This window comes from Shimwellia blattae DSM 4481 = NBRC 105725 (assembly GCF_000262305.1).
Classification (GTDB): Bacteria; Pseudomonadota; Gammaproteobacteria; order Enterobacterales; family Enterobacteriaceae; genus Shimwellia; species Shimwellia blattae.
Map to the genome: position 1 here is coordinate 826,692 of NC_017910.1, position 19,631 is coordinate 846,322.

Below are 19,631 nucleotides of genomic sequence, written 5' to 3' on the forward strand. Positions count from 1 at the left end.
GGCCGCCGGGCGCTTAGCTGAGGTCTGCCATCAGCACTTTGGAGCGCCGCTGGTAGTTGTACATCTGCTTTTTGCTTTCCGGCAGCAGTTCAATATCCACCGGGGTGAAGCCCCGCTCCTGGAACCAGTGAATACTGCGGGTGGTCAGCACAAACAGCTTATCCAGCCCGGACTGCTTCGCCTGGTTTGCGATACGCTCCAGCAGCAGCTCCCCCCGGGACGAGCTGCGGTAGTCCGGATGCACCGCCACACAGGCCATTTCGCCGATTTTCTCTTCCGGGAACGGGTAGAGCGCGGCACAGGCGATGGTGGTGTTATCGCGCTGAATAATAGTGAATTTATCGATTTCCATCTCCAGCTGTTCCCGGGAGCGACGCACCAGAATGCCCTGCTGCTCCAGAGGGGTTATCAGCTCGAGGATCCCGCCAATGTCATTAATGGTGGCCCGGCGGATCTGCTCGGCGCTTTCCATCACTATCTGGGTGCCGATACCGTCGCGGGAGAAGAGCTCCTGCACCAGGGCACCGTCATCCTGATAACTCAGCAGGTGGCTGCGGCGTACCCCGCTGCGGCAGGCTTTCACCGCCCCGCGCAGAAAGCGCACCGTGCCGGAATTATAGTCGCCGCTGGCTTCCAGCTGCTCCACTTTGGCCTGGGCATCGCCCGGGAACAGCTCCGGCACAATATTCCCCGCGTTGTCTTCGACCCCCTGTACGGAGCAAAAGCCAATCAGCTTTTCGGCTTTCAGCTTGATAGCCAGCTGGGTGGCAACCTCTTCGGAGGTGAGGTTAAAGCTCTCCCCGGTGACTGAAACCGCCACCGGCCCCAGCAGGACAATCGCGCCGTTATCCAGCTGGCGATGGATAGCCTCTTCGTCGATACGGCGGATGCGCCCGCTGTGGCAATAGTCCACCCCGTCATCAACCCCGAGGGGCTGGGCGATAATAAAGTTTCCGCTCACCACATTAATATGCGCCCCCTGTAACGGGGTATTGTTAAGGCTCATGGAGAGCCGCGCGGTGATATCCAGTTGCAGCAGGCCAGCGGCCTGCTTCACCAGATCCAGCGTTCTGGTGTCGGTCACCCGGATATGCTTGTGGTACAACGGTTCATGGTGGTGGGCTGCCAGGTTGGCGTCAATCTGGGGGCGGGCGCCATAGACCACCACCAGGCGGATCCCCAGGCTATGCAGCAGGCCGATATCGCTGACGATACTGGCGAAGTTCTCATGCTCAATGGCCTCTCCGCCGAGCATAATCACGAAGGTTTTGCCCCGGTGGGCATTTATATAGGGAACTGAATGGCGGAATCCCTGCACCAGTTCGGTCTTACGCTCCTTCACCACACTATCACCCCTCAATGAATTATTATTCGAATAAAGTGTATTTTTATTCTGTTTTTGCCATGAGTGCAAGTGTGATTTTTCACCAGGTGATGAATTAATCTGGCGTTGCCGGGGCTGATGGTATGTGAATGTTTACTGTTTTTAAGGTGACACTGTCCGCCGGTTTGGTTAAAGTTTTTGACCAAAATTTCCGTTTTGATATTTATTGTTGCACGCCGGTATTCAGGAGAAGTATGTCAGACACCCCTTCAGCTATCAGTCGTCGTCAGTTGCTCCAGGGGGCAGGAGCGATGTTATTACTCAGCGTGAGTAAGGCGGGCTTTGCCGCCAGCAGCCAGGTGATTGCTGTGCGCGTCTGGCCGTCGTCTACATATACGCGGGTAACCCTGGAGTCTAACCGCCAGCTCAGGTATCGCCAGTTTGCGCTCAGCAACCCGGAGCGGGTGGTGGTGGATCTGGAAGGCGTGCACCTGAATGCGGTACTCAAAGGGCTGGATAACCTGATCCGGTCTGACGATCCGTTTATTAAATCTGCCCGGGTCGGGCAGTTTGATCCGAAAACCGTGCGCCTGGTGTTTGAATTAAAACAGAATGTCACGCCGCACCTGTTTGCGCTGGCGCCTGTGGCGGAGTTTAAAGAGCGCACGGTGATGGATCTCTACCCGGCCAATACTAATAACGATCAGGATCCGCTGCTGGCGCTGCTGGAAGATTACAACAACGGCCAGCTGGAGAAAAAAGTGCCCGCAGAAGGGCCCAAGCCCGGCAGGGCCGGGCGCGACCGGCCTATCGTGATCATGCTGGATCCGGGCCATGGCGGTGAAGATCCCGGGGCCATTGGTAAGCACCATACCCGGGAAAAAGATGTGGTGCTCCAGATTGCCCGCCGCCTGCGCACTCTGATTGAGCGCCAGCCCAATATGAAAGCCTATATGACCCGCAACGAGGATGTTTTTATCCCCCTCAAAGTGCGGGTGGCGAAGGCCCAGAAGCAGCGGGCAGATCTGTTTGTCTCTATCCATGCGGATGCGTTTACTGATCGTTCAGCGCGCGGCTCTTCGGTTTTTGCGCTGTCTACTAAAGGGGCCACCAGTACCGCCGCGAAGTATCTGGCCCGGACCCAGAACGCGGCGGACTTAATTGGCGGGGTGAGTAAAAGCGGCGATCGCTATCTGGACCACACCATGTTTGATATGGTCCAGTCCCTGACCATTAACGACAGCCTGAAATTTGGTAAAGAGGTGCTGGGCCATCTGGGGCGCATTAATAAGCTGCATAAGAACCGGGTGGACCAGGCGGGGTTTGCGGTGCTTAAGGCGCCGGATATTCCCTCTATCCTGGTGGAGACGGCCTTTATCAGTAATGTGGCAGAGGAGCGCCGGTTACGCACGGCGGTGTTCCAGCAGCAGGTGGCGGAATCTATTCTGGCCGGGATCAAGGCGTATTTTTATGAGCACGGCGCACTGGCCAGACGCGGGTAGGGGCCGCTAAGGCCCGCTGCCGGAAGGAGAAATACAGGGAGCCAGAAACAAAAAAACACCCGTCAGGGTGTTCTCAATGTTGGTTGCGGGGGCCGGATTTGAACCGACGACCTTCGGGTTATGAGCCCGACGAGCTACCAGGCTGCTCCACCCCGCGTCCGTATAATGGCTTTTCACAGTAGGCGTTGATATTGGTTGCGGGGGCCGGATTTGAACCGACGACCTTCGGGTTATGAGCCCGACGAGCTACCAGGCTGCTCCACCCCGCGTCCGTACGACTTACTGTTACTGCTTATTTTCTTACTTTCTTTAATTGGTTGCGGGGGCCGGATTTGAACCGACGACCTTCGGGTTATGAGCCCGACGAGCTACCAGGCTGCTCCACCCCGCGTCCGTGGATGCGCACTATACTCTGCTGGCGCTGTGATACAACCTTTTTTTTAAACAAATTGATATCTTTTACATTTTTCGCTCAATCAGTAACCGCTACCGGGCCCGGATGCGCAATTGTGGCCGCAGATCTTGTAAAGCGATTTTCTTCCCCGGTGGGGTTTGCTATCTTCGCCCGGCAGCACGCATGAATCCAGGACATGATGTAATGAATAAACGTTGGCTTAAATTCACCCTGACAGGCGCCATGATAGCGATTCTGGCCGCCTGTTCGTCAAAACCGACCGATCGCGGTCAGCAGTATAATGAAGGCAAATTTACCCAGCCGTTCTCGCTGGTCAACCAGCCGGACGCCCAGGGGGCGCCCATCAACGGCGGCGACTTCTCCAGACAGATAAGCGCCATTCGCAGTGCCTCTCCCCGCTTATATAACAACCAGAGCAATGTCTACAACGCGGTAGAGAGCTGGCTGCGGGCCGGTGGCGATACCCGCATGCTGCGCCAGTATGGTCTGGATGCCTGGCAGATGCAGGGGGCAGATAACTACGGCAACGTCCAGTTTACCGGTTACTACACGCCGGTTATCCAGGCGCGCCACACCCGTCAGGGCGAGTTCCAGTACCCGATTTACCGCATGCCGCCAAAACGGGGCCGGTTACCCTCCCGGGCGGAGATTTACGCCGGGGCGCTGAGCGACAGCTACGTACTGGCCTACAGTAATTCGCTGATGGACAACTTTATTATGGATGTTCAGGGCAGCGGCTATATCGACTTTGGCGACGGCTCGCCGCTGAACTTCTTCAGCTACGGCGGGAAAAACGGCCACGCTTACCGCAGTATTGGTAAGGTGCTTATCGATCGCGGTGAAGTGAAGCGCGAAGATATGTCGATGCAGGCCATCCGCCACTGGGGCGAAACCCACAGCGAAGCCCAGGTGCAGGAGCTGCTGGAGCAGAACCCCTCTTTTGTGTTCTTTAAACCCCAGTCTTTTGCGCCCGTGAAAGGGGCCAGCGCCGTGCCGCTGATTGGCCGGGCGTCGGTGGCCTCTGATCGCAGTATTATTCCTGCCGGGACCACGTTGCTCACCGAAGTGCCCTTGCTGGATAACAGCGGGAAATTTACCGGCCAGTATGAGCTGCGCGTGATGGTGGCCCTGGATGTGGGCGGGGCAATTAAAGGCCAGCACTTTGATATCTACCAGGGGATTGGCGCGGAAGCCGGTCACCGGGCGGGCTGGTATAACCACTATGGCCGGGTCTGGGTGCTGAAAACAGCACCGGGCACCGGGACCAGTGTGTTTAGCGGCTAAATGCCGCGTGGCTCCACTTCCTGAACAGCGGGCTGTATAATCAGCCCGTTTTTTATTCTGTTTATCTGAGGTATTTCCATGTCTGTGGTGCTCTCTGACGGCTGGATGCAGCGTTTCGGCGGAACGGCGCGTTTATATGGCGCCGACGCATTACCCCTGTTTGCACAGGCTCACGTGTGTGTGGTGGGCATTGGCGGGGTGGGCTCCTGGGCGGCAGAAGCGCTGGCCCGCACCGGTATTGGCGCGATCACACTCATTGATATGGACGATGTGTGCATCACCAACACCAACCGCCAGATCCACGCCCTGCGCGGCAATGTCGGGCTGGCGAAAGCGGAAGTGATGGCCGCCCGGATCCGGGACATCAACCCCGAGTGTGCGGTGACCATTATTGATGATTTTGTCACCGCAGATAACGTGGCGGAGTATATGGGCAGGGGCTACAGCTACGTGATTGATGCCATTGACAGCGTGCGCCCGAAAGCGGCGCTGATCGCCTGGTGTCGGCGCAACAAGGTGCCCCTGGTGACCACCGGCGGGGCCGGGGGCCAGATTGATCCGACCCAAATCCAGGTGGCTGATCTTGCCAAAACTATCCAGGATCCGCTGGCGGCAAAAGTGCGCGAGCGCCTGAAGCAGGATTTTGGCGTGGTAAAAAACAGCAAAGGGAAGCTGGGGGTCGATTGCGTCTTCTCAACCGAAGCGCTGGTCTACCCCCAGACAGACGGCACTGTGTGTGCCGCCAAAAGCACCGCCGAGGGGCCAAAACGGATGGACTGCGCCTCCGGTTTCGGGGCGGCGACCATGGTTACCGCCAGCTTTGGTTTTGTGGCCGTTTCCCACGTGCTGAAGAAAATGCAGGCCAGGGCTGCCCGGCAGCAGGGCTGACTAGGCCCGGGCTGCGCGTTTTACGGCCTGGATCAGCGCTTCCAGCCCCTGACTGCGGGAGGCGCTTAACTGGCTGTGCAGCCCCAGGGCAGTAAACAGCGCCCCCGGATCGGTGGTGGCTAATTCCCGGGCGGTTTTTCCCTCCACGGCGGTAAGCAGCACCGCCAGCAGGCCGCGGACAATGCGGCCTTCGCTGTCACCATAAAAATGGAACCGCCCGTCGGCCTGGCGGGAATAACCAAGCCATACCCGGTTTTCACAGCCGGAGATTTCCGTCTCCGGGGTTTTATACTGCTCTGCCAGCGGGGGCAGCTTTTTCCCCAGCTGGATAAGCAGGCGGTATTTCTCTTCCCACTGTCGGGCGCGGGCGAACTGTTCTGTCAGTTGCCCGGCGCTAATATCGGTGCCAAAGGGGTGCTCGGTGGTCATGGTGTTAATCCAGTAGTAAATCGAGGGCCAGATCGATGCTCCCCACCAGGCGGGTGACATCATCAGCCGTATTATAGGGCGCAAACGAGGCGCGCAGTGTGCCGCTGACCCCGAGGGCGGCCAGCAGGGGCTGGGCGCAGTGCTGCCCGGCGCGCAGCGTTACGCCGGATTCGGCCAGCAGGGTGGCGAGATCCCCGTAATGCACCCCGTCAAAATTAAAGGCCAGCAGGCTGGCGTCCTGGCTGCGGTAGCTGCGAAAGCCGGGGCGCCGGGACAGTAGCGCTTCTGCCTGGGTGGCAAGACCCCGGGTATAGTGCTCTGCCTGCGGCCGGTCTACGGTCTCCAGCCATTCCAGCGCCGCGTTAAGGCCAATCACTCCGGCAATATTGGGGGTGCCTGCCTCCAGCCCCCAGGGGGCATCCTGCACGGTAAAGCCTGAGAAGCTGACCTGTTTCACCATTTTCCCGCCCCCGAGCCAGGGGGACATCTCCCGGAGCAGTTCCCGGCGCCCGTACAGGGCACCGGTGCCGGTGGGGCCATACAGCTTGTGGGCGGAAAAGGCGTAAAAATCGATGTCCAGGGCGTTAACATCCACCGCCGTATGGGCAATTCCCTGGGCACCATCCACAACCACGATAGCGCCGCTCGCATGAGCCAGACTTATTGCCCGGGCCAGGTCCGGCGCACCGCCGGTCACGTTGGACATCTGCCCCAGGGCCAGCACGCGGGTGCGGGGGGTGAGCAGTGCCGGGAGCTGGTCAAGATCCGGCAGATGCTGTGCGTTCAGCGGCAGTTTGATGACGTTTGCGCCACACTGCCGGGCGACCATCAGCCAGGGGACCAGGTTGGCGTGGTGCTCTGCCTCGCTGACGATAAGCTCATCACCCGGGGCCAGGCGGGGCTGAACATAGCAGCGGGCCACGATGTTCAGCGCCTCGGTGGTGCCGCTGGTCCAGACAATATCTTCCGGGTGCGGGGCACGGAGCAGCCGGGCGACACTTGCGCGTGCGGATTCGAAATGGTCCGTCAGCAGGCGGGCCTGCCGGGACTGGCTGCGGTGTACGCTGCCGGATGCGCTGCTGTAATACTGATGTATTGCCGCAATCACCGGCTCTGGTTTCAGGGTGGTGGCGGCGCTGTCCAGATAGCTCTCCGCGCCTGACAGGGCGGGAAACTGGCTACGGAAGTGCGCCGGGGAAAATGCATTCATGGTCGTCCTCGTCTTTAGCGCAGGATGGTGAACTATTTAGCCGGGGAGTACAAGAACCAGGGGTGTTGAATAAATGTTTCATTCTGCGGGGGCATGGCTAAAAATATAGCATTTAATGCTAAGGCTGCGGTGCCGTGACGGGGCTGCTGGCGGCGGTTGCTGAGCGGGAGGGGGCAAAAAAAAGCACCGCAACCGGCGGTGCTACACTAATCACTATGGACAGACAGGGTAAATGTACAGGAAGTGAAAATATGGTAGCGTCGCTACCGGGGTCTGAATTGCAGACCAATTTGCAAACACAACAACACAACATCACAACCGTAAGCCAAAAGCCTTTCAGAACATCAATTCCAAAACACTTTTCGTTCCGGCTCAGGAAGTGGCGCCACTATAGGTATTTGCTGGTGCATCCTCAATGGACAAATTATAATGGCTCAGATAAAAAAAACTAATAGGTTAATCCTTTAGTATTTTTGTGAATTTTTTTAACATTACGCCGGTTACCATGTCCAAAAGATTACCGCCTCTGAATGCATTACGGGCGTTTGACTCTGCCGCCCGTCACCTTAGTTTTACTAAGGCAGCCGAAGAACTGTTCGTGACCCAGGCTGCTGTCAGCCACCAGATCAAATCGCTGGAAGATTTCCTCGGGTTAAAACTGTTCCGGCGCCGCAATCGCTCTTTACTGCTGACCGAAGAAGGGCAAAGTTATTTCCTGGATATTAAAGAAATTTTTTCTCAACTGACGGACGCTACGCGTAAACTACAGGCGCGCAGCGCGAAAGGGGCGCTTACGGTCAGTATGCTGCCCAGTTTTGCCATTCAGTGGCTGGTGCCACGGCTGACCAGTTTTAACCAGGACTGGCCGGGAATTGATGTGCGTATCCAGGCCGTTGACCGCCAGGAAGATAAACTGGCTGACGATGTGGATGTGGCTATCTTCTATGGGCGGGGCAACTGGCCCGGGCTGCGGGTAGAAAAGCTGTATACCGAATATTTGCTGCCGGTGTGCTCCCCGCTGTTGCTGACCGGGGATCGCCCGTTGAAAACCCCGGCGGACCTCGCAAAACACACGCTGCTGCATGATGCCTCGCGCCGGGACTGGCAGACCTACACCCGCCAGCTGGGGCTAAGCCAGATCAACGTGCAGCAGGGGCCCATATTCAGCCACAGCGCCATGGTGTTGCAGGCGGCCATTCACGGCCAGGGGGTGGCCCTGGCGAACAACGTGATGGCCCAGACGGAAATTGAAGCCGGGCGCCTGGTGTGCCCGTTTAACGATGTTCTGGTAAGTAAAAATGCATTTTATCTGGTTTGCCATGACAGCCAGGCAGAACTGGGTAAAATAGCCGCTTTTCGAAAATGGATCCTGGCGAAAGCGGCCAGTGAACAAGAGAAGTTCCGCTTTCGCTACGAACAATAATGACTCTGCGCACCTGCCGGTGCGCCTGACCTGAAGGTTTGATCATGACCAGCCGTTTTATGCTGATTTTTGCCGCCATAAGCGGGTTCATTTTTGTCGCCCTGGGCGCGTTTGGCGCCCATGTGCTGAGTAAATCATTAGGGGTTGTGGAGATGGGCTGGATCCAGACGGGTCTGGAGTATCAGGCTTTCCACACGCTGGCTATTCTGGGGTTATCGGTGGCAATGCAGCGCCGTATCAGCATCTGGTTTTACTGGAGTAGCGTTTTCCTGGCGCTGGGCACGGTGCTGTTCAGCGGCAGTCTGTACTGCCTGGCGTTGTCCCATTTACGGCTCTGGGCGTTTGTCACCCCGGTGGGGGGCGTCAGTTTTCTGGCGGGCTGGATATTAATGTTGATCGGCGCTATTCGTCTGAAACGCCGGGGTGTGGTTCATGAATAAGGTTGTTTTGTATTGCCGTCCGGGCTTTGAAAAAGAGTGCGCGGCGGAGATAACCGACAAAGCCGGGCAGATGAATGTCTTTGGTTTTGCCCGGGTAAAAGAGAGTTCCGGTTATGTGATTTTTGAGTGTTACCAGCCCGGTGATGCGGAAAAAATCATTCACGATTTGCCGTTTTCCTCGCTGATTTTTGCCCGCCAGATGTTTGCCGCCTGCGAATTACTGAAAGATTTGCCGCCGGAAGATCGCATCACGCCCATCTGCGGCATGTTGCAGGGCGTGGTGGAGAAGGGCGGTGAGCTGCGGGTGGAAGTGGCAGACACCAATGAAAGCAAAGAGCTGATGAAGTTCTGCCGCAAGTTTACCGTGCCGCTGCGCGCCGCGCTGCGTAACGTTAACGTGCTGGCTAATTATGAAAGCCGCAAGCGCCCGGTGGTCCATGTGTTCTTTATTGCCCCGGGCTGCTGCTATGTGGGCTATTCGCTAAGTGATAATAACTCGCCGTTTTATATGGGCATACCCCGGCTGAAGTTTCCCGCCGAGGCGCCCAGCCGTTCCACCCTGAAGCTGGAAGAGGCATTTCACGTTTTTATTCCTGCCGACGAGTGGGACGAGCGGCTGGCTAACGGCATGTATGCAGTGGATCTGGGCGCCTGCCCCGGCGGCTGGACCTATCAGCTGGTGAAACGCAATATGTGGGTCTACTCGGTGGATAACGGCCCGATGGCCCAGAGCCTGATGGATACCGGCCAGGTAACCTGGCTGCGCGAAGATGGCTTCCGCTACCGTCCGAACCGTAACAATATCTCGTGGATGGTGTGCGACATGGTCGAGAAGCCTGCCAAAGTGGCGGCGCTGATGACCGAGTGGCTGGTAAACGGCTGGTGCCGGGAGACCATTTTTAACCTCAAACTGCCGATGAAAAAGCGCTATGAGGAGGTCTCCGGGATCCTGGCTAATATCCAGGCGCGCATGGAGGAGAACGGAATCAACGCCCAGATCCAGGCCCGCCAGCTGTACCACGATCGCGAAGAGATAAGCGTGCACGTGCGGCGCATCTGGGCGGCAGTGGGCGGCCGGCGCGACGAGCGCTAAAGACGAAATCATGGCCCTGCGGGGCCATTTTTTTGTCTGCCGTTCAGGCTCCGCGCACCGGAAGGCGCAGCTGCTGTAAATTACCGTCGAGCGTTAGATCCGTTTGCAGGCGCGAGACCTGGCGGCAGGTGAGCGCCATTTGCTGGTGTTCGCTGAGTTTGCGCCGCCACTTTTCAGGCACCGTATCCAGCGCCTGGTAGAGGGACTCCAGCGTGCCGAACTGGTTAATTAACCGGGCGGCGCTCTTCGGGCCAATCCCCGCGACCCCGGGAATTTTGCTGCTGCTGATCCCCGCAAGCCCCCAGAAATCCGGCAACTGTGCCGGTTCAACCCCGTATTCTGCGGCAATAAACGGGGCGTCCAGCCAGCGTTTCTGGAAGTAGTCGCGAATTTGTACCCCCGGCGAGAGTAGCTGGCAGAAGCCTTTATCGGTCGAGACAATCGTGGACAGGTGCCCGGCCCGGGCCACTTTTACCGCCAGGGTGGCGGCCAGATCGTCGGCCTCGTTACCGGCGGAAAACCAGCAGGGCACACCGCGCGCTTCAAAGGCGGCGCGCAGGGCGGGCAGCTCGTCCGCCAGCGTGTCCGGCATGGGCGGGCGCCCCGCTTTGTAATCGGCGAGCAACTGGTGGCGCCAGCCCTCCCGGCGCGCTTCGTCGTCAAACACCGCCACCGCGTGGGTCGGCTGGCTGTGAACAATCAGCTGTTCCAGAGCGTGCAGGCAGGTTGTGGCGCAGGGAGATCCCTGTACCGCGTGGATCCGGCGGATAAGGTTCAGGGCATCGACAATCAGGAGGTGAACGGTCATGGACTACGGTCGTTTATGGGTGAGGGGCAACCATAACACGAAAAGGGGAATACCGGCCATGGCTGGCCGGTATGGTGTGGGCTGTCAGTCGCAGGCGACGATTTTCATCGCCAGACCGCCGCGGGAGGTTTCGCGGTATTTGGCGTTCATATCCTTGCCGGTTTCGTACATGGTTTCGATAACTTTATCCAGGCATACGCGCGGTTCGCTGGTGCGGCGCAGTGCCATACGGGCTGCGTTAACGGCTTTTACCGCAGCAATGGCGTTACGCTCAATGCACGGCACCTGAACCTGGCCGGCAACCGGGTCGCAGGTCAGACCGAGGTTATGCTCCATGCCGATTTCTGCCGCGATGCAGACCTGATCCGGGCTACCGCCCAGCAGTTCAGTCAGCGCCGCTGCGGCCATTGAGCAGGCCACGCCCACTTCCCCCTGGCAGCCTACTTCAGCACCGGAGATTGACGCATTCATCTTGTACAGGGAGCCAATGGCGCTGGCTACCAGCAGGTAACGGGTAATGGAGTTGGTGTTCACCTCGCGGATAAACTTATCGTAGTAAGCCAGTACCGCCGGGATAATCCCGCAGGCGCCGTTTGTCGGTGCGGTAACCACGCGCCCGCCTGCGGCGTTCTCCTCGTTTACCGCCAGGGCAAACATGTTGATCCAGTCCACTACCGCCATCGGGTCTGTGGTCATTTTGTCGCTGCTGACCAGCATCCGGCGCAGGGCAGCGGCGCGGCGCGGTACACGCATTTTGCCCGGCAGAACACCTTCGGTGTTAATGCCGCGCTCAATACCGGCACGCATCACGCCCCAGACGTTCATCAGGTGCGCTTCCAGCTCTTCTTTGCTGTGCAGCGCCAGTTCGTTTTGCATTACCAGGCCGGAAAGGGACAGGCCGGTTTTACGGCAGTGTTCGCGCAGATCCGCCGCATTTTTGTACGGGTAAGGTACGCTAACCGGGGATTCATCCTGCTGGCCGAAGTGTTCTTCATCGACAATAAACCCGCCGCCGATGGAGTAGTAAGTCTGGCTGTAGAGCACCTTGTCGCCTGCCAGCGCGGTAATGCGCATGCCGTTTTCGTGCAGGGAGAGGTTATCCGCATGGAAATTCATGCTGGTGTCCACCGGGAAATCCACTTCGTGCTGGCCGTTAGCCAGCAGCAGGCGCCCGTGGGTATTCACGTCCTGAATAAAGTGCGGAATGGCATCAATATCTACCGTGTCCGGCAGGTTACCCGCAAGGCCCATAATGATGGCGATATCAGTATGGTGGCCTTTGCCGGTTAACGACAGGGAGCCGTAAACATCGACCACAACACGTGTGGTATCAAACAATTTCCCCTGGGCTATCAGGTCGTCAGTGAATTGTTTACCTGCTTTCATCGGCCCCACCGTATGGGAACTGGAAGGCCCGATACCGATTTTGAAAATATCGAATACGCTAATCATATGGTGTCCGTTGAGTGGGTTAGTCAGTAACTGGAACTTATTCTGCTGGGTGCGGCGTTGCGGGTATCGCAGCCAGGGGAATCGGCTCCGGGGGCTGAGGGCGCCACCGCCTTGCGGTGGCGCGTCAGGTCTTAGCTGAACAGAGAGTAGAAGATTGCAGAGATGGCAATCAGGCCCATGATAGTGACGAATACGTTACTGATATGGCCGCTGTATTTGCGCATCGCCGGTACTTTCTGAATCGCGTACATCGGCATCAGGAACAGGATGCAGGCGATAACCGGGCCACCCAGGGTTTCAATCATACCGAGGATGCTCGGGTTCAGGGTGGCAACAATCCAGGTGGTCACCAGCATGAACAGAGCAGTAATTTTGTTCAGGCGGTTAGTTTCAATGGTTTTACCTTTACCACGCAGGGATTTGATAACCATCCCGTTGAAGCCTTCGCGGGCACCCAGATAGTGGCCGAGGAAGGATTTGGTGATAGCGATCATCGCGATAATCGGTGCCATCCAGGCGATAACCGGTGCGTTAAAGTGGTTAGCCAGGTAAGACAGAATCGAGATGTTCTGTGCTTTCGCTTCTGCCAGGTCTGCCGGAGACAGGCTCAGTACGCAGCTGAATACGAAGAACATTACTGTCAGCACCATCATGATGTGTGCATAAGCCAGGATGCGGGAGCATTTTTTCTCAGCGCCTTCACCGTACTCTTCACGTTTCGCTACCGCGAAGGAAGAGATGATCGGAGAGTGGTTGAAAGAGAACACCATTACCGGAATCGCCAGCCACAGGGTCATCCACAGGCCGTTACCGGTTGCAGAGGCGCTGCTGAAGGACAGGGTTTCCAGCGCTGCACCGTTCCACTGCGGGATCAGGTAGCAAGCCAGCACCATCAGGGCAGCAACAAACGGGAACACCAGCACGCTCATCGCTTTAACGATCATCTTCTCACCGAAGCGCACGATGGTCATCATCCCGACAATCAGCACCAGAGACAGGATAGCGCGCGGCGGCGATGCCATGCCCAGCTGGTGAGTCAGGAAGCTGTCTACGGTGTTTGTGATAGCCACACTGTATACCAGCAGAATCGGGTAGATAGCGAAGAAGTAGAGCAGGGTGATGAGTTTACCTGCGCCAACACCGAAGTGCTCTTCTACGACTTCAGTAATATCTTCGCCCGGGTTTTTACCGGACAGCACAAAACGGGTCAGACCGCGGTGTGCGAAGAAGGTCATCGGGAACGCGATGATGGCCATGATGATCAGCGGGATCATGCCACCAACACCGGCGTTAATCGGCAGGAACAGGACACCGGCACCGATTGCAGTACCGTAGAGTCCCAGCATCCACATGGTGTCGGACTTACGCCACGCGCTGGAGCTTCCAGCCTGTGGCATTGTAGTGGTTTGAGTAGTATCCATGAACATCTCCAGGGAGGATGGTAGTAGCCAGGTTTATAGTCAATTACGACGTCAAATCGAAAGACAATAAAATGTTGTTCTATGTAAGACAGGATTCTTGTAATTTTCCCCGTCATATTTCGAGTAAGAAAGATACATTTATACAATCAATGTATCAGTGATCATGATCCCAATTGCATCATTCGGCCATTAATGGGAAATATGGTGGTTTTATCTGCTGGATGGGGCGTGTTACATATTTATATCTTGCTGATTACCGTTGCAACACAGAAGATACATAAGATTGTTTTGTTATTACCTGCGGGTGTATGGCTAAAAAATAGCCAATTTGCGGTAGTTACTGCGCTATTTATGGAAATTTATGGTGAGTTTTTTCTGAATAGTGCCAAATCATTTGCGGGCAGAAAAAGGGTGGCCCACAGGCCACCCGGGAGATTAACGACAGATTAACGGCAGATTTCGTAACAGGGAATATAGGCGCTACCGGGGAGCTTCATGCGGTGCTGGACCACAAATCCCTGAAGCAGCTCATCCATACGCTGCATAATGCTGGCATCGCCGTGGATTTTGTAGGGGCCATATTTCTCAATGGCGTGGATCCCCACCTCTTTGACGTTACCCGCCACAATGCCGGAGAAGGCCCGGCGCAGCGCTGCCGCCAGCTGTTCTGCGGGCTGATCCATATGCAGATTGAGGTTCGCCATATTGTCATGGGTGGGCTCAAAGGGCATTTGCAGATCCTGAGCAATCCGGATAGACCAGTTAAAGCTGTAGGCGTCGCCGGTTTCGCGGCGGTTCTCTTTCACCTGGGGCATGGCTTTTTTCATCTGGCGGGCCACTTCCACCGGGTTGTCGATAATAATTTTGTAATGGCGACGGGCCTTTTCACCCAGCGTGCTGACCACAAAGTCATCCAGCACCCGGAAGTAGTCCGCGCTCTCTTTCGGGCCGGTCAGAATCAGCGGCAGCAGCTGATCCCGGTTGTGGGGGGTCATCAGAATACCCAGCAGATAGAGCAGCTCTTCTGCGGTTCCCACCCCGCCGGGGAAGATAATAATCCCGTGGGCAATCCGGACAAACGCCTCAAGGCGTTTTTCAATGTCCGGCATGATAATCAGCTCGTTAACCAGCGGGTTAGGCGGCTCTGCGGCGATGATAGACGGCTCGGTAAGGCCAATAAAGCGGCCTTCTTTATAGCGCTGCTGGGCATGGCCGACGGCGGCGCCTTTCATCGGGGCTTCCATAACCCCCGGGCCACAGCCGGTGCAGATATTCAGCTCCCGCAGGCCCAGCTGGTTCCCGACACTGCGGGCATACAGGTATTCATTTTCGTTAATGGAGTGCCCGCCCCAGCAGACCACCATATTCGGGGCCTCGCCCACATGCAGGGCCCGGGCGTTACGCAGAATAGAGAACACCAGGTTGGTGATATGGGCTGAATCTTCAGTATCCAGGCGCTGAAAGCGCTCCGCAATCGAGAGCTGCCCGCTGACAAACAAAATATCGCGTAATACGGCGAACAGGTTAGCCTGCAGCGAGCGGATGATTCGCCCGTCAACGAAGGCGTCCTCCGGCGGGTTAATCAGCTCCAGTTTCACCCCGCGCTCGCGGCGCAGAACGTTAATGTCGAAGTTTTCAAAGCGGGAAAGCAGTTCTTTACTGTTATCGGTCTGGCTACCGGAGTTAAGCACGGCCAGTGAGCAGTTACGAAACAGTTGGTACAGATCGCTGCTGGCCGTGCGCTTAAGCATGTCCACTTCCAGCTGCGACAGCATATCCATTGAGCCTAGCGGGCTAATATGTGTAATCAAGTTAACTCCTTATGAAGCGAAATGACCGCCACCGTGGTTACAATAGCCCTGGCTTCCCGGATTTCACAACCGGCGAAGGTGAATAATCTTTGTTAATGCGGGCTATTCTCCAGTTACTGGCGCACCAGACGCGCCAGCGCCGGGGTAAATGTGGTGTTACTGCGCCAGGGGTTAATATCCAGCCCGCCGCGCCGGGTGTATCTGGCGTAAACGCTGAGCTGCTCTGGCCGGCAAAAGCGCATGATATCGTTAAAAATGCGCTCTACGCACTGTTCGTGAAACTCATTGTGGTGGCGGAAGGAGACCAGATAACGCAGCAGTTTCTCCCGGTCTATCTGCCCCCCACGGTACTGGATTTGCACTGAGCCCCAGTCCGGCTGGTGGGTTATCAGGCAGTTGGACTTCAGCAGGTGGCTGACCAGGGTCTCTTCCACCTGTTGTGTGCCGGCAGCTCCCTGCAGGTATTCGGCGCTGAAGGTGTAGTTATCAATCACCAGCCCGGGCTGGTCGTCAATGCACTCACCGGCAAACGCGCCAATGGGCTGGCCTTCAATGGCATCCAGCGGGTAGAGCGCCACGCTGACGTCGCCCCCGGCGCAGTGTTGCAGATCGCGCTGCAGGGTCTGGCACACCGCGTCCCGGTCAGGGAAGCGGGTCTGGTTAAAGCTGTTGAGGTACAGCTTAAAACTTTTGGACTCCACCAGGTTCAGGCTGTCTGCGCTCAGCTCGACGTGGCCCACCGCCACCTGTGGCAGGCCGTTGGCGTTCAGCCAGGAGAGCTCGTACAGGGTCCAGATATCGCGGCCGTGAAACGGCAGCGCATCCGCCCGCAGGCCCAGGGGATCGCGGTTCAGGCTGCGCGGCACAGGCTGCAGCAGGCTGGCATCGTAGGTGTCTTTGTAAGCAGTCTTTTTCCCGAGGGTCAGGTTGCTCAGTGCCTGATGGTTTTCGTAAGAGGGCATGTGTCACCAGAGTAAAGCAGGTACAATAATCGGCTAGTGTAGCCTGACTAACGGAGAGAGAGAAAGTGAGTGATACGCGTTCTGCTCTGGCGGCGTTTACCCGGCAGTATTGCCAGCGCTGGCAGGAGCAATTTGGTCACGGACCGCAAAGCAGTGAACTGGCCGGGATCCCGTCGCCCTGTATTGTCTCTGCCGGAGAGGATCAGGTGGAATGGCAGCCGGTAGCCTGCGAGCCCGCAGCGGATTTGTCGGCCGTTGAGCGGGCGCTGGAGATAACGCTCCAGCCCGGTGCGCACCAGTTCTGGTGCTCTCAGTATGCAGGCGATATGGACGCCACCCTGGAGGGTAAACCGCTGACCCTGCTACAGGCCTGGAGCGAGGAGGATTTCCTGCGCGCCGAGGAGAACCTGATAGGCCACCTGGTGATGCAGCGGCGGCTGAAAATCTCCCCCACGGTATTTCTGGCAACCACAGATGATGAGCTGCAGATAATCTCGTTTTGTAACTTGACAGGTGAAGTGGTTCTTGAAAAACTCGGCACCCCGCACCGTACCACCCTCGCCCGGGGGATTGATGAATTCCTTCAGTTGCTTACCCCCGTCGCCGGATAATGGCATATGGCTCACCCGCGTGTGAGATATTTCTTACAAGCCATGTAGGAAAACCGACTGCGTATACGTAGTATTACGGCAGGCCAGTATTTAATTTTATGTTTTATAACAATGTATTGTGCGGTTTTCTGATAGATTTATGCGCTTGTCAGCCTGCTGTAAGCCAGCGGGCAACGGGTTGTAAGCCTGGTCATTTTGAGCGATTCTATCTCCGTCGACAGGAGGTCGGCACGGTGAAGAGAACATCAGGATGATGGCTCATCACCAACAGGACACACCAGGACGGTGATACAGGGAAAGGCCTCAGGATGAGGTATCAGGATAACGCAGGAACGCGTAAGGGACACCTCCAGGAAGGAGAACGAGAGCCGGACGGGACGGAAGGCGGGTCAGGAAGGCCATAGGATGACACATCAGGATGATGTAAAGGAACAACCATCAGGATGATGGATGCAGGACGCCACGGCAATGGATAGCAGGTCAGGACAGACCACAGGAAAAGTTGTCAGGGATGAGCAGGGAGCACCAAAAGTAGCCGGAATGCTGCGAAACGAATCGGGAGCACTGTGAAAGCAGTGCTCCTTTTTTTTATGGATTTTTTCCGTGGTATTCTGTAGCCCCCCGAACGCCCGATTATTGAGGTTATCATGAGTCGTCATAATGACGTGTACCGGCAGCTGGCGCGCCTGGAGCAGGTTCTGCGCGAGCAGCAGCAGTGGCAGGAACAGCCCCCCCACGAAAGTGTATTTACCAGCACCCAGCCCTTTTTTATGGACACCATGGCACCCGAAGAGTGGCTACAGTGGGTGCTTATCCCGCGGATGACAGCCCTGTGCGCGGCGGAGCATCCACTGCCGGAGACCTTTGCCGTTGCGCCTTATTTTGAGATGGCGGTACAGGCTCCCCGTCAGGGACGCGATGAGATCCTCGCAGAGCTGCTGGCGCTGGACGCACTGTTCGCCGGTGAAGACGCCTGATGCTGGAAATCATCTATCAGGACGAGTGGCTGGTGGCCGTGAATAAGCCCTCCGGCTGGCTGGTACACCGCAGCTGGCTGGATCGCGATGAAAAAGTGGTCGTGATGCAGACCGTGCGCGACCAGATAGGCCAGCATGTGTTCACCGCCCACCGTATCGATCGCCCCACATCGGGTGTCCTGCTGATGGGGCTGTCCAGCGATGCGGGGCGGCGGCTGGCCCAGCAGTTTGAAGCGCGCCAGATAAAAAAGCGCTACCACGCGATAGTGCGCGGCTGGCTCACCCAGGAGGAGACTCTTGATTACCCGCTGGTGGAAGAGCTGGATAAAATTGCGGATAAATTCGCCCGGGAACAGCGCGAAGCCCAGCCTGCAGTCAGCCACTATTGTGGCCTTGCCACCACAGAGCAGCCTGTCGCCGTGGGGCGTTATGACAGCGTGCGCTACAGCCTGGTGGCGCTCTCCCCGGTGACGGGCCGCAAACACCAGTTGCGCCGCCATATGGCCCACCTGCGCCACCCGATAATCGGTGACAGCAAGCACGGGGATTTACGCCAGAACCGCGCCGCCGCGGAGCACTTTGGCTGCCGCCGCCTGATGCTGCACGCCAGTGAGCTTTCGATGGTGCACCCCTATACCGGCGCGCCGCTGACCATCACCGCCGGGCTGGATCCTGTCTGGATGCAGGCCATGTCACAATTCGGGTGGCGCGGTATTCTCCCCAATATTGAAAGGGTTGAGTTTAGCGGCCCGAAGCCTCAGGATGCCTTTTCAGACAAACACATGGAGGGAATGTGATGGCAGAGGTCGGTATTTTTGTCGGGACCGTATACGGCAATGCGCTGCTGGTGGCGGAAGAAGCCCAGGCCATTCTTAGTAACCAGGGACACAAGGTGACGGTTTTTGAAGATCCTGAACTGTCTGACTGGCAGCACTATCGCAACCACTACGCGCTGGTGGTGACATCCACCACCGGGCAGGGCGACCTGCCGGACAGCATTGTGCCTTTGTATCAGGCTATTAAAGATCAGGTGGGTTTTCAGCCTGAGCTGCACTACGGGCTGATTGCCCTTGGCGACAGCAGCTACCCGCAGTTCTGCGGCGGGGGCAAGCTGTTTGATGCCCTGCTCCAGGAGCAGGGGGCCCGGCGGGTGGGGGAAGTGCTGACCATCGACGCGGGCGAAGATCCCGAGCCGGAAACCGTGTCCAACCCCTGGGTTGAGCAGTGGGGCACCCTGCTCAAATAGCCCGTTGATTCCGCTATCCGCCCGGCTGGCCGGGCGGGTTTTGCGGGCTCTGTTCCTGCCGCCAGCTTCGTCCGGGTCACAGAATGACCGCAATTCGTGAGTTACTCCCCAGCCGTATGGTCATATGACCCAAACCACGCGCATTTATGGCCATAATGTCGGGCGGATGCACGGTGAGCCAGACCCTCTCCCTTCTTATACTTCAGTGGCTTGATGAAAAATAAATGGCCGTAATGGAGTGCGGGCAGTTATGCGCTTCGGAAACGGTGAAATCTTACACATCATTCTGATTACCCTACAGGTTGTGCCGTTCAGAATGCATGTAGCACCAGGCT

The 19,631-nt window shown here is 57.2% G+C and carries 19 protein-coding genes and 3 tRNA genes; 11 read left to right on the plus strand and 11 right to left on the minus strand.

Annotated features, from left to right (window positions below; translation table 11 throughout):
* Positions 1–13: 13 nt before the first annotated feature.
* Positions 14–1,345, minus strand: coding sequence for an amino-acid N-acetyltransferase (argA, locus tag EBL_RS03885; RefSeq protein ID WP_002442355.1), 1,332 nt, complete (start codon positions 1,343–1,345; stop codon positions 14–16).
* 233 nt (positions 1,346–1,578) lie between these two features.
* Between argA and amiC the strand changes: the two genes are divergently transcribed.
* Positions 1,579–2,826 carry an N-acetylmuramoyl-L-alanine amidase AmiC gene (amiC, locus tag EBL_RS03890; RefSeq protein ID WP_014715848.1) on the plus strand — a complete coding sequence of 416 codons (1,248 nt, stop codon included), beginning with the start codon at positions 1,579–1,581 and terminating at the stop codon, positions 2,824–2,826.
* A gap of 80 nt (positions 2,827–2,906) precedes the next feature.
* Here amiC and EBL_RS03895 read toward each other — a convergent pair.
* The 3 genes from EBL_RS03895 to EBL_RS03905 all read right to left on the minus strand — a co-directional run bounded on the left by EBL_RS03895 (position 2,907) and on the right by EBL_RS03905 (position 3,217).
* Positions 2,907–2,983, minus strand: a tRNA-Met gene (locus tag EBL_RS03895).
* Positions 2,984–3,018: 35 nt separating this feature from the next.
* Positions 3,019–3,095 (minus strand) — tRNA-Met (locus tag EBL_RS03900).
* Positions 3,096–3,140: 45 nt separating this feature from the next.
* Positions 3,141–3,217: transfer RNA gene (locus EBL_RS03905), tRNA-Met, on the minus strand.
* A gap of 207 nt (positions 3,218–3,424) precedes the next feature.
* Between EBL_RS03905 and mltA the strand changes: the two genes are divergently transcribed.
* Together mltA and tcdA are read left to right on the plus strand one after the other, a co-directional pair.
* Positions 3,425–4,525: a murein transglycosylase A gene (mltA, locus tag EBL_RS03910; protein ID WP_002442359.1), complete on the plus strand. Its 1,101-nt coding sequence runs from the start codon at positions 3,425–3,427 to the stop codon at positions 4,523–4,525.
* 78 nt (positions 4,526–4,603) lie between these two features.
* Positions 4,604–5,413, plus strand: a complete 810-nt coding sequence (gene tcdA / locus EBL_RS03915; protein WP_002442361.1) for a tRNA cyclic N6-threonylcarbamoyladenosine(37) synthase TcdA — start codon at positions 4,604–4,606, stop codon at positions 5,411–5,413.
* Here the strand turns inward: tcdA and csdE are convergent, their stop codons facing one another.
* Positions 5,414–5,842, minus strand: a complete 429-nt coding sequence (csdE, locus tag EBL_RS03920) for a cysteine desulfurase sulfur acceptor subunit CsdE (protein WP_002442363.1) — start codon at positions 5,840–5,842, stop codon at positions 5,414–5,416.
* A 4-nt stretch (positions 5,843–5,846) separates the two neighbouring features.
* Positions 5,847–7,052 (minus strand): cysteine desulfurase CsdA, encoded by a 1,206-nt coding sequence (gene csdA, locus EBL_RS03925; protein WP_002442365.1) that lies wholly within the window; start codon positions 7,050–7,052, stop codon positions 5,847–5,849.
* A gap of 134 nt (positions 7,053–7,186) precedes the next feature.
* Between csdA and EBL_RS20445 the strand changes: the two genes are divergently transcribed.
* The 4 genes from EBL_RS20445 to rlmM are packed head-to-tail and all read left to right on the plus strand — an operon-like array spanning position 7,187 to position 10,008.
* Positions 7,187–7,504 (plus strand): hypothetical protein, encoded by a 318-nt coding sequence (locus EBL_RS20445; protein WP_126298243.1) that lies wholly within the window; start codon positions 7,187–7,189, stop codon positions 7,502–7,504.
* A gap of 53 nt (positions 7,505–7,557) precedes the next feature.
* Complete coding sequence (locus tag EBL_RS03930) at positions 7,558–8,475, plus strand: transcriptional regulator GcvA (RefSeq protein ID WP_002442367.1); 918 nt, start codon at positions 7,558–7,560, stop codon at positions 8,473–8,475.
* A 44-nt stretch (positions 8,476–8,519) separates the two neighbouring features.
* Positions 8,520–8,915 (plus strand): DUF423 domain-containing protein, encoded by a 396-nt coding sequence (locus EBL_RS03935; protein ID WP_002442369.1) that lies wholly within the window; start codon positions 8,520–8,522, stop codon positions 8,913–8,915.
* Positions 8,908–10,008, plus strand: a complete 1,101-nt coding sequence (gene rlmM, locus EBL_RS03940) for a 23S rRNA (cytidine(2498)-2'-O)-methyltransferase RlmM (RefSeq protein WP_002442371.1) — start codon at positions 8,908–8,910, stop codon at positions 10,006–10,008. Before EBL_RS03935 ends, rlmM begins: the two co-directional genes overlap by 8 nt.
* Positions 10,009–10,051: 43 nt before the next feature.
* Here the strand turns inward: rlmM and xni are convergent, their stop codons facing one another.
* The 5 genes from xni to queF form a co-directional block, all read right to left on the minus strand.
* A complete protein-coding gene (xni, locus tag EBL_RS03945) occupies positions 10,052–10,816 on the minus strand; it encodes a flap endonuclease Xni (protein ID WP_002442373.1) in 765 nt (254 codons plus the stop codon).
* An 84-nt stretch (positions 10,817–10,900) separates the two neighbouring features.
* Positions 10,901–12,268 carry an L-serine ammonia-lyase gene (locus tag EBL_RS03950; RefSeq protein WP_002442376.1) on the minus strand — a complete coding sequence of 456 codons (1,368 nt, stop codon included), beginning with the start codon at positions 12,266–12,268 and terminating at the stop codon, positions 10,901–10,903.
* Positions 12,269–12,399: 131 nt separating this feature from the next.
* Positions 12,400–13,689 carry an HAAAP family serine/threonine permease gene (locus EBL_RS03955; protein ID WP_002442378.1) on the minus strand — a complete coding sequence of 430 codons (1,290 nt, stop codon included), beginning with the start codon at positions 13,687–13,689 and terminating at the stop codon, positions 12,400–12,402.
* A gap of 446 nt (positions 13,690–14,135) precedes the next feature.
* Positions 14,136–15,500, minus strand: coding sequence for a nucleotide 5'-monophosphate nucleosidase PpnN (gene ppnN / locus EBL_RS03960; RefSeq protein WP_002442380.1), 1,365 nt, complete (start codon positions 15,498–15,500; stop codon positions 14,136–14,138).
* Positions 15,501–15,613: 113 nt separating this feature from the next.
* Positions 15,614–16,462 carry an NADPH-dependent 7-cyano-7-deazaguanine reductase QueF gene (gene queF, locus EBL_RS03965; protein ID WP_002442382.1) on the minus strand — a complete coding sequence of 283 codons (849 nt, stop codon included), beginning with the start codon at positions 16,460–16,462 and terminating at the stop codon, positions 15,614–15,616.
* Positions 16,463–16,527: 65 nt separating this feature from the next.
* Between queF and syd the strand changes: the two genes are divergently transcribed.
* The 4 genes from syd (at position 16,528) to EBL_RS03985 (ending at position 19,296) form a co-directional block, all read left to right on the plus strand.
* Positions 16,528–17,073, plus strand: a complete 546-nt coding sequence (syd, locus tag EBL_RS03970) for a SecY-interacting protein (protein ID WP_002442384.1) — start codon at positions 16,528–16,530, stop codon at positions 17,071–17,073.
* Between the two features lie 647 nt (positions 17,074–17,720).
* Positions 17,721–18,050 (plus strand): YqcC family protein, encoded by a 330-nt coding sequence (locus EBL_RS03975; protein WP_002442386.1) that lies wholly within the window; start codon positions 17,721–17,723, stop codon positions 18,048–18,050.
* Complete coding sequence (truC, locus tag EBL_RS03980; RefSeq protein WP_002442388.1) at positions 18,050–18,847, plus strand: tRNA pseudouridine(65) synthase TruC; 798 nt, start codon at positions 18,050–18,052, stop codon at positions 18,845–18,847. Before EBL_RS03975 ends, truC begins: the two co-directional genes overlap by 1 nt.
* Positions 18,847–19,296, plus strand: a complete 450-nt coding sequence (locus EBL_RS03985) for a flavodoxin (RefSeq protein ID WP_002442390.1) — start codon at positions 18,847–18,849, stop codon at positions 19,294–19,296. The genes truC and EBL_RS03985 overlap by 1 nt, the downstream gene beginning before the upstream one ends.
* Positions 19,297–19,631 lie beyond the last annotated feature (335 nt).

Bases quoted from the DNA above. Each gene is read 5' to 3' on its own strand.
- amiC (WP_014715848.1), top strand. From the start codon at position 1,579: ATGTCAGACACCCCTTCAGCTATCAGTCGTCGTCAGTTGCTCCAGGGG.
- mltA (WP_002442359.1), top strand. From the start codon at position 3,425: ATGAATAAACGTTGGCTTAAATTCACCCTGACAGGCGCCATGATAGCG.
- tcdA (WP_002442361.1), top strand. From the start codon at position 4,604: ATGTCTGTGGTGCTCTCTGACGGCTGGATGCAGCGTTTCGGCGGAACG.
- csdE (WP_002442363.1), bottom strand. From the start codon at position 5,842: ATGACCACCGAGCACCCCTTTGGCACCGATATTAGCGCCGGGCAACTG.
- csdA (WP_002442365.1), bottom strand. From the start codon at position 7,052: ATGAATGCATTTTCCCCGGCGCACTTCCGTAGCCAGTTTCCCGCCCTG.
- EBL_RS03930 (WP_002442367.1), top strand. From the start codon at position 7,558: ATGTCCAAAAGATTACCGCCTCTGAATGCATTACGGGCGTTTGACTCT.
- EBL_RS03935 (WP_002442369.1), top strand. From the start codon at position 8,520: ATGACCAGCCGTTTTATGCTGATTTTTGCCGCCATAAGCGGGTTCATT.
- rlmM (WP_002442371.1), top strand. From the start codon at position 8,908: ATGAATAAGGTTGTTTTGTATTGCCGTCCGGGCTTTGAAAAAGAGTGC.
- xni (WP_002442373.1), bottom strand. From the start codon at position 10,816: ATGACCGTTCACCTCCTGATTGTCGATGCCCTGAACCTTATCCGCCGG.
- EBL_RS03950 (WP_002442376.1), bottom strand. From the start codon at position 12,268: ATGATTAGCGTATTCGATATTTTCAAAATCGGTATCGGGCCTTCCAGT.
- EBL_RS03955 (WP_002442378.1), bottom strand. From the start codon at position 13,689: ATGGATACTACTCAAACCACTACAATGCCACAGGCTGGAAGCTCCAGC.
- queF (WP_002442382.1), bottom strand. From the start codon at position 16,462: ATGCCCTCTTACGAAAACCATCAGGCACTGAGCAACCTGACCCTCGGG.
- EBL_RS03975 (WP_002442386.1), top strand. From the start codon at position 17,721: ATGAGTCGTCATAATGACGTGTACCGGCAGCTGGCGCGCCTGGAGCAG.
- truC (WP_002442388.1), top strand. From the start codon at position 18,050: ATGCTGGAAATCATCTATCAGGACGAGTGGCTGGTGGCCGTGAATAAG.
- EBL_RS03985 (WP_002442390.1), top strand. From the start codon at position 18,847: ATGGCAGAGGTCGGTATTTTTGTCGGGACCGTATACGGCAATGCGCTG.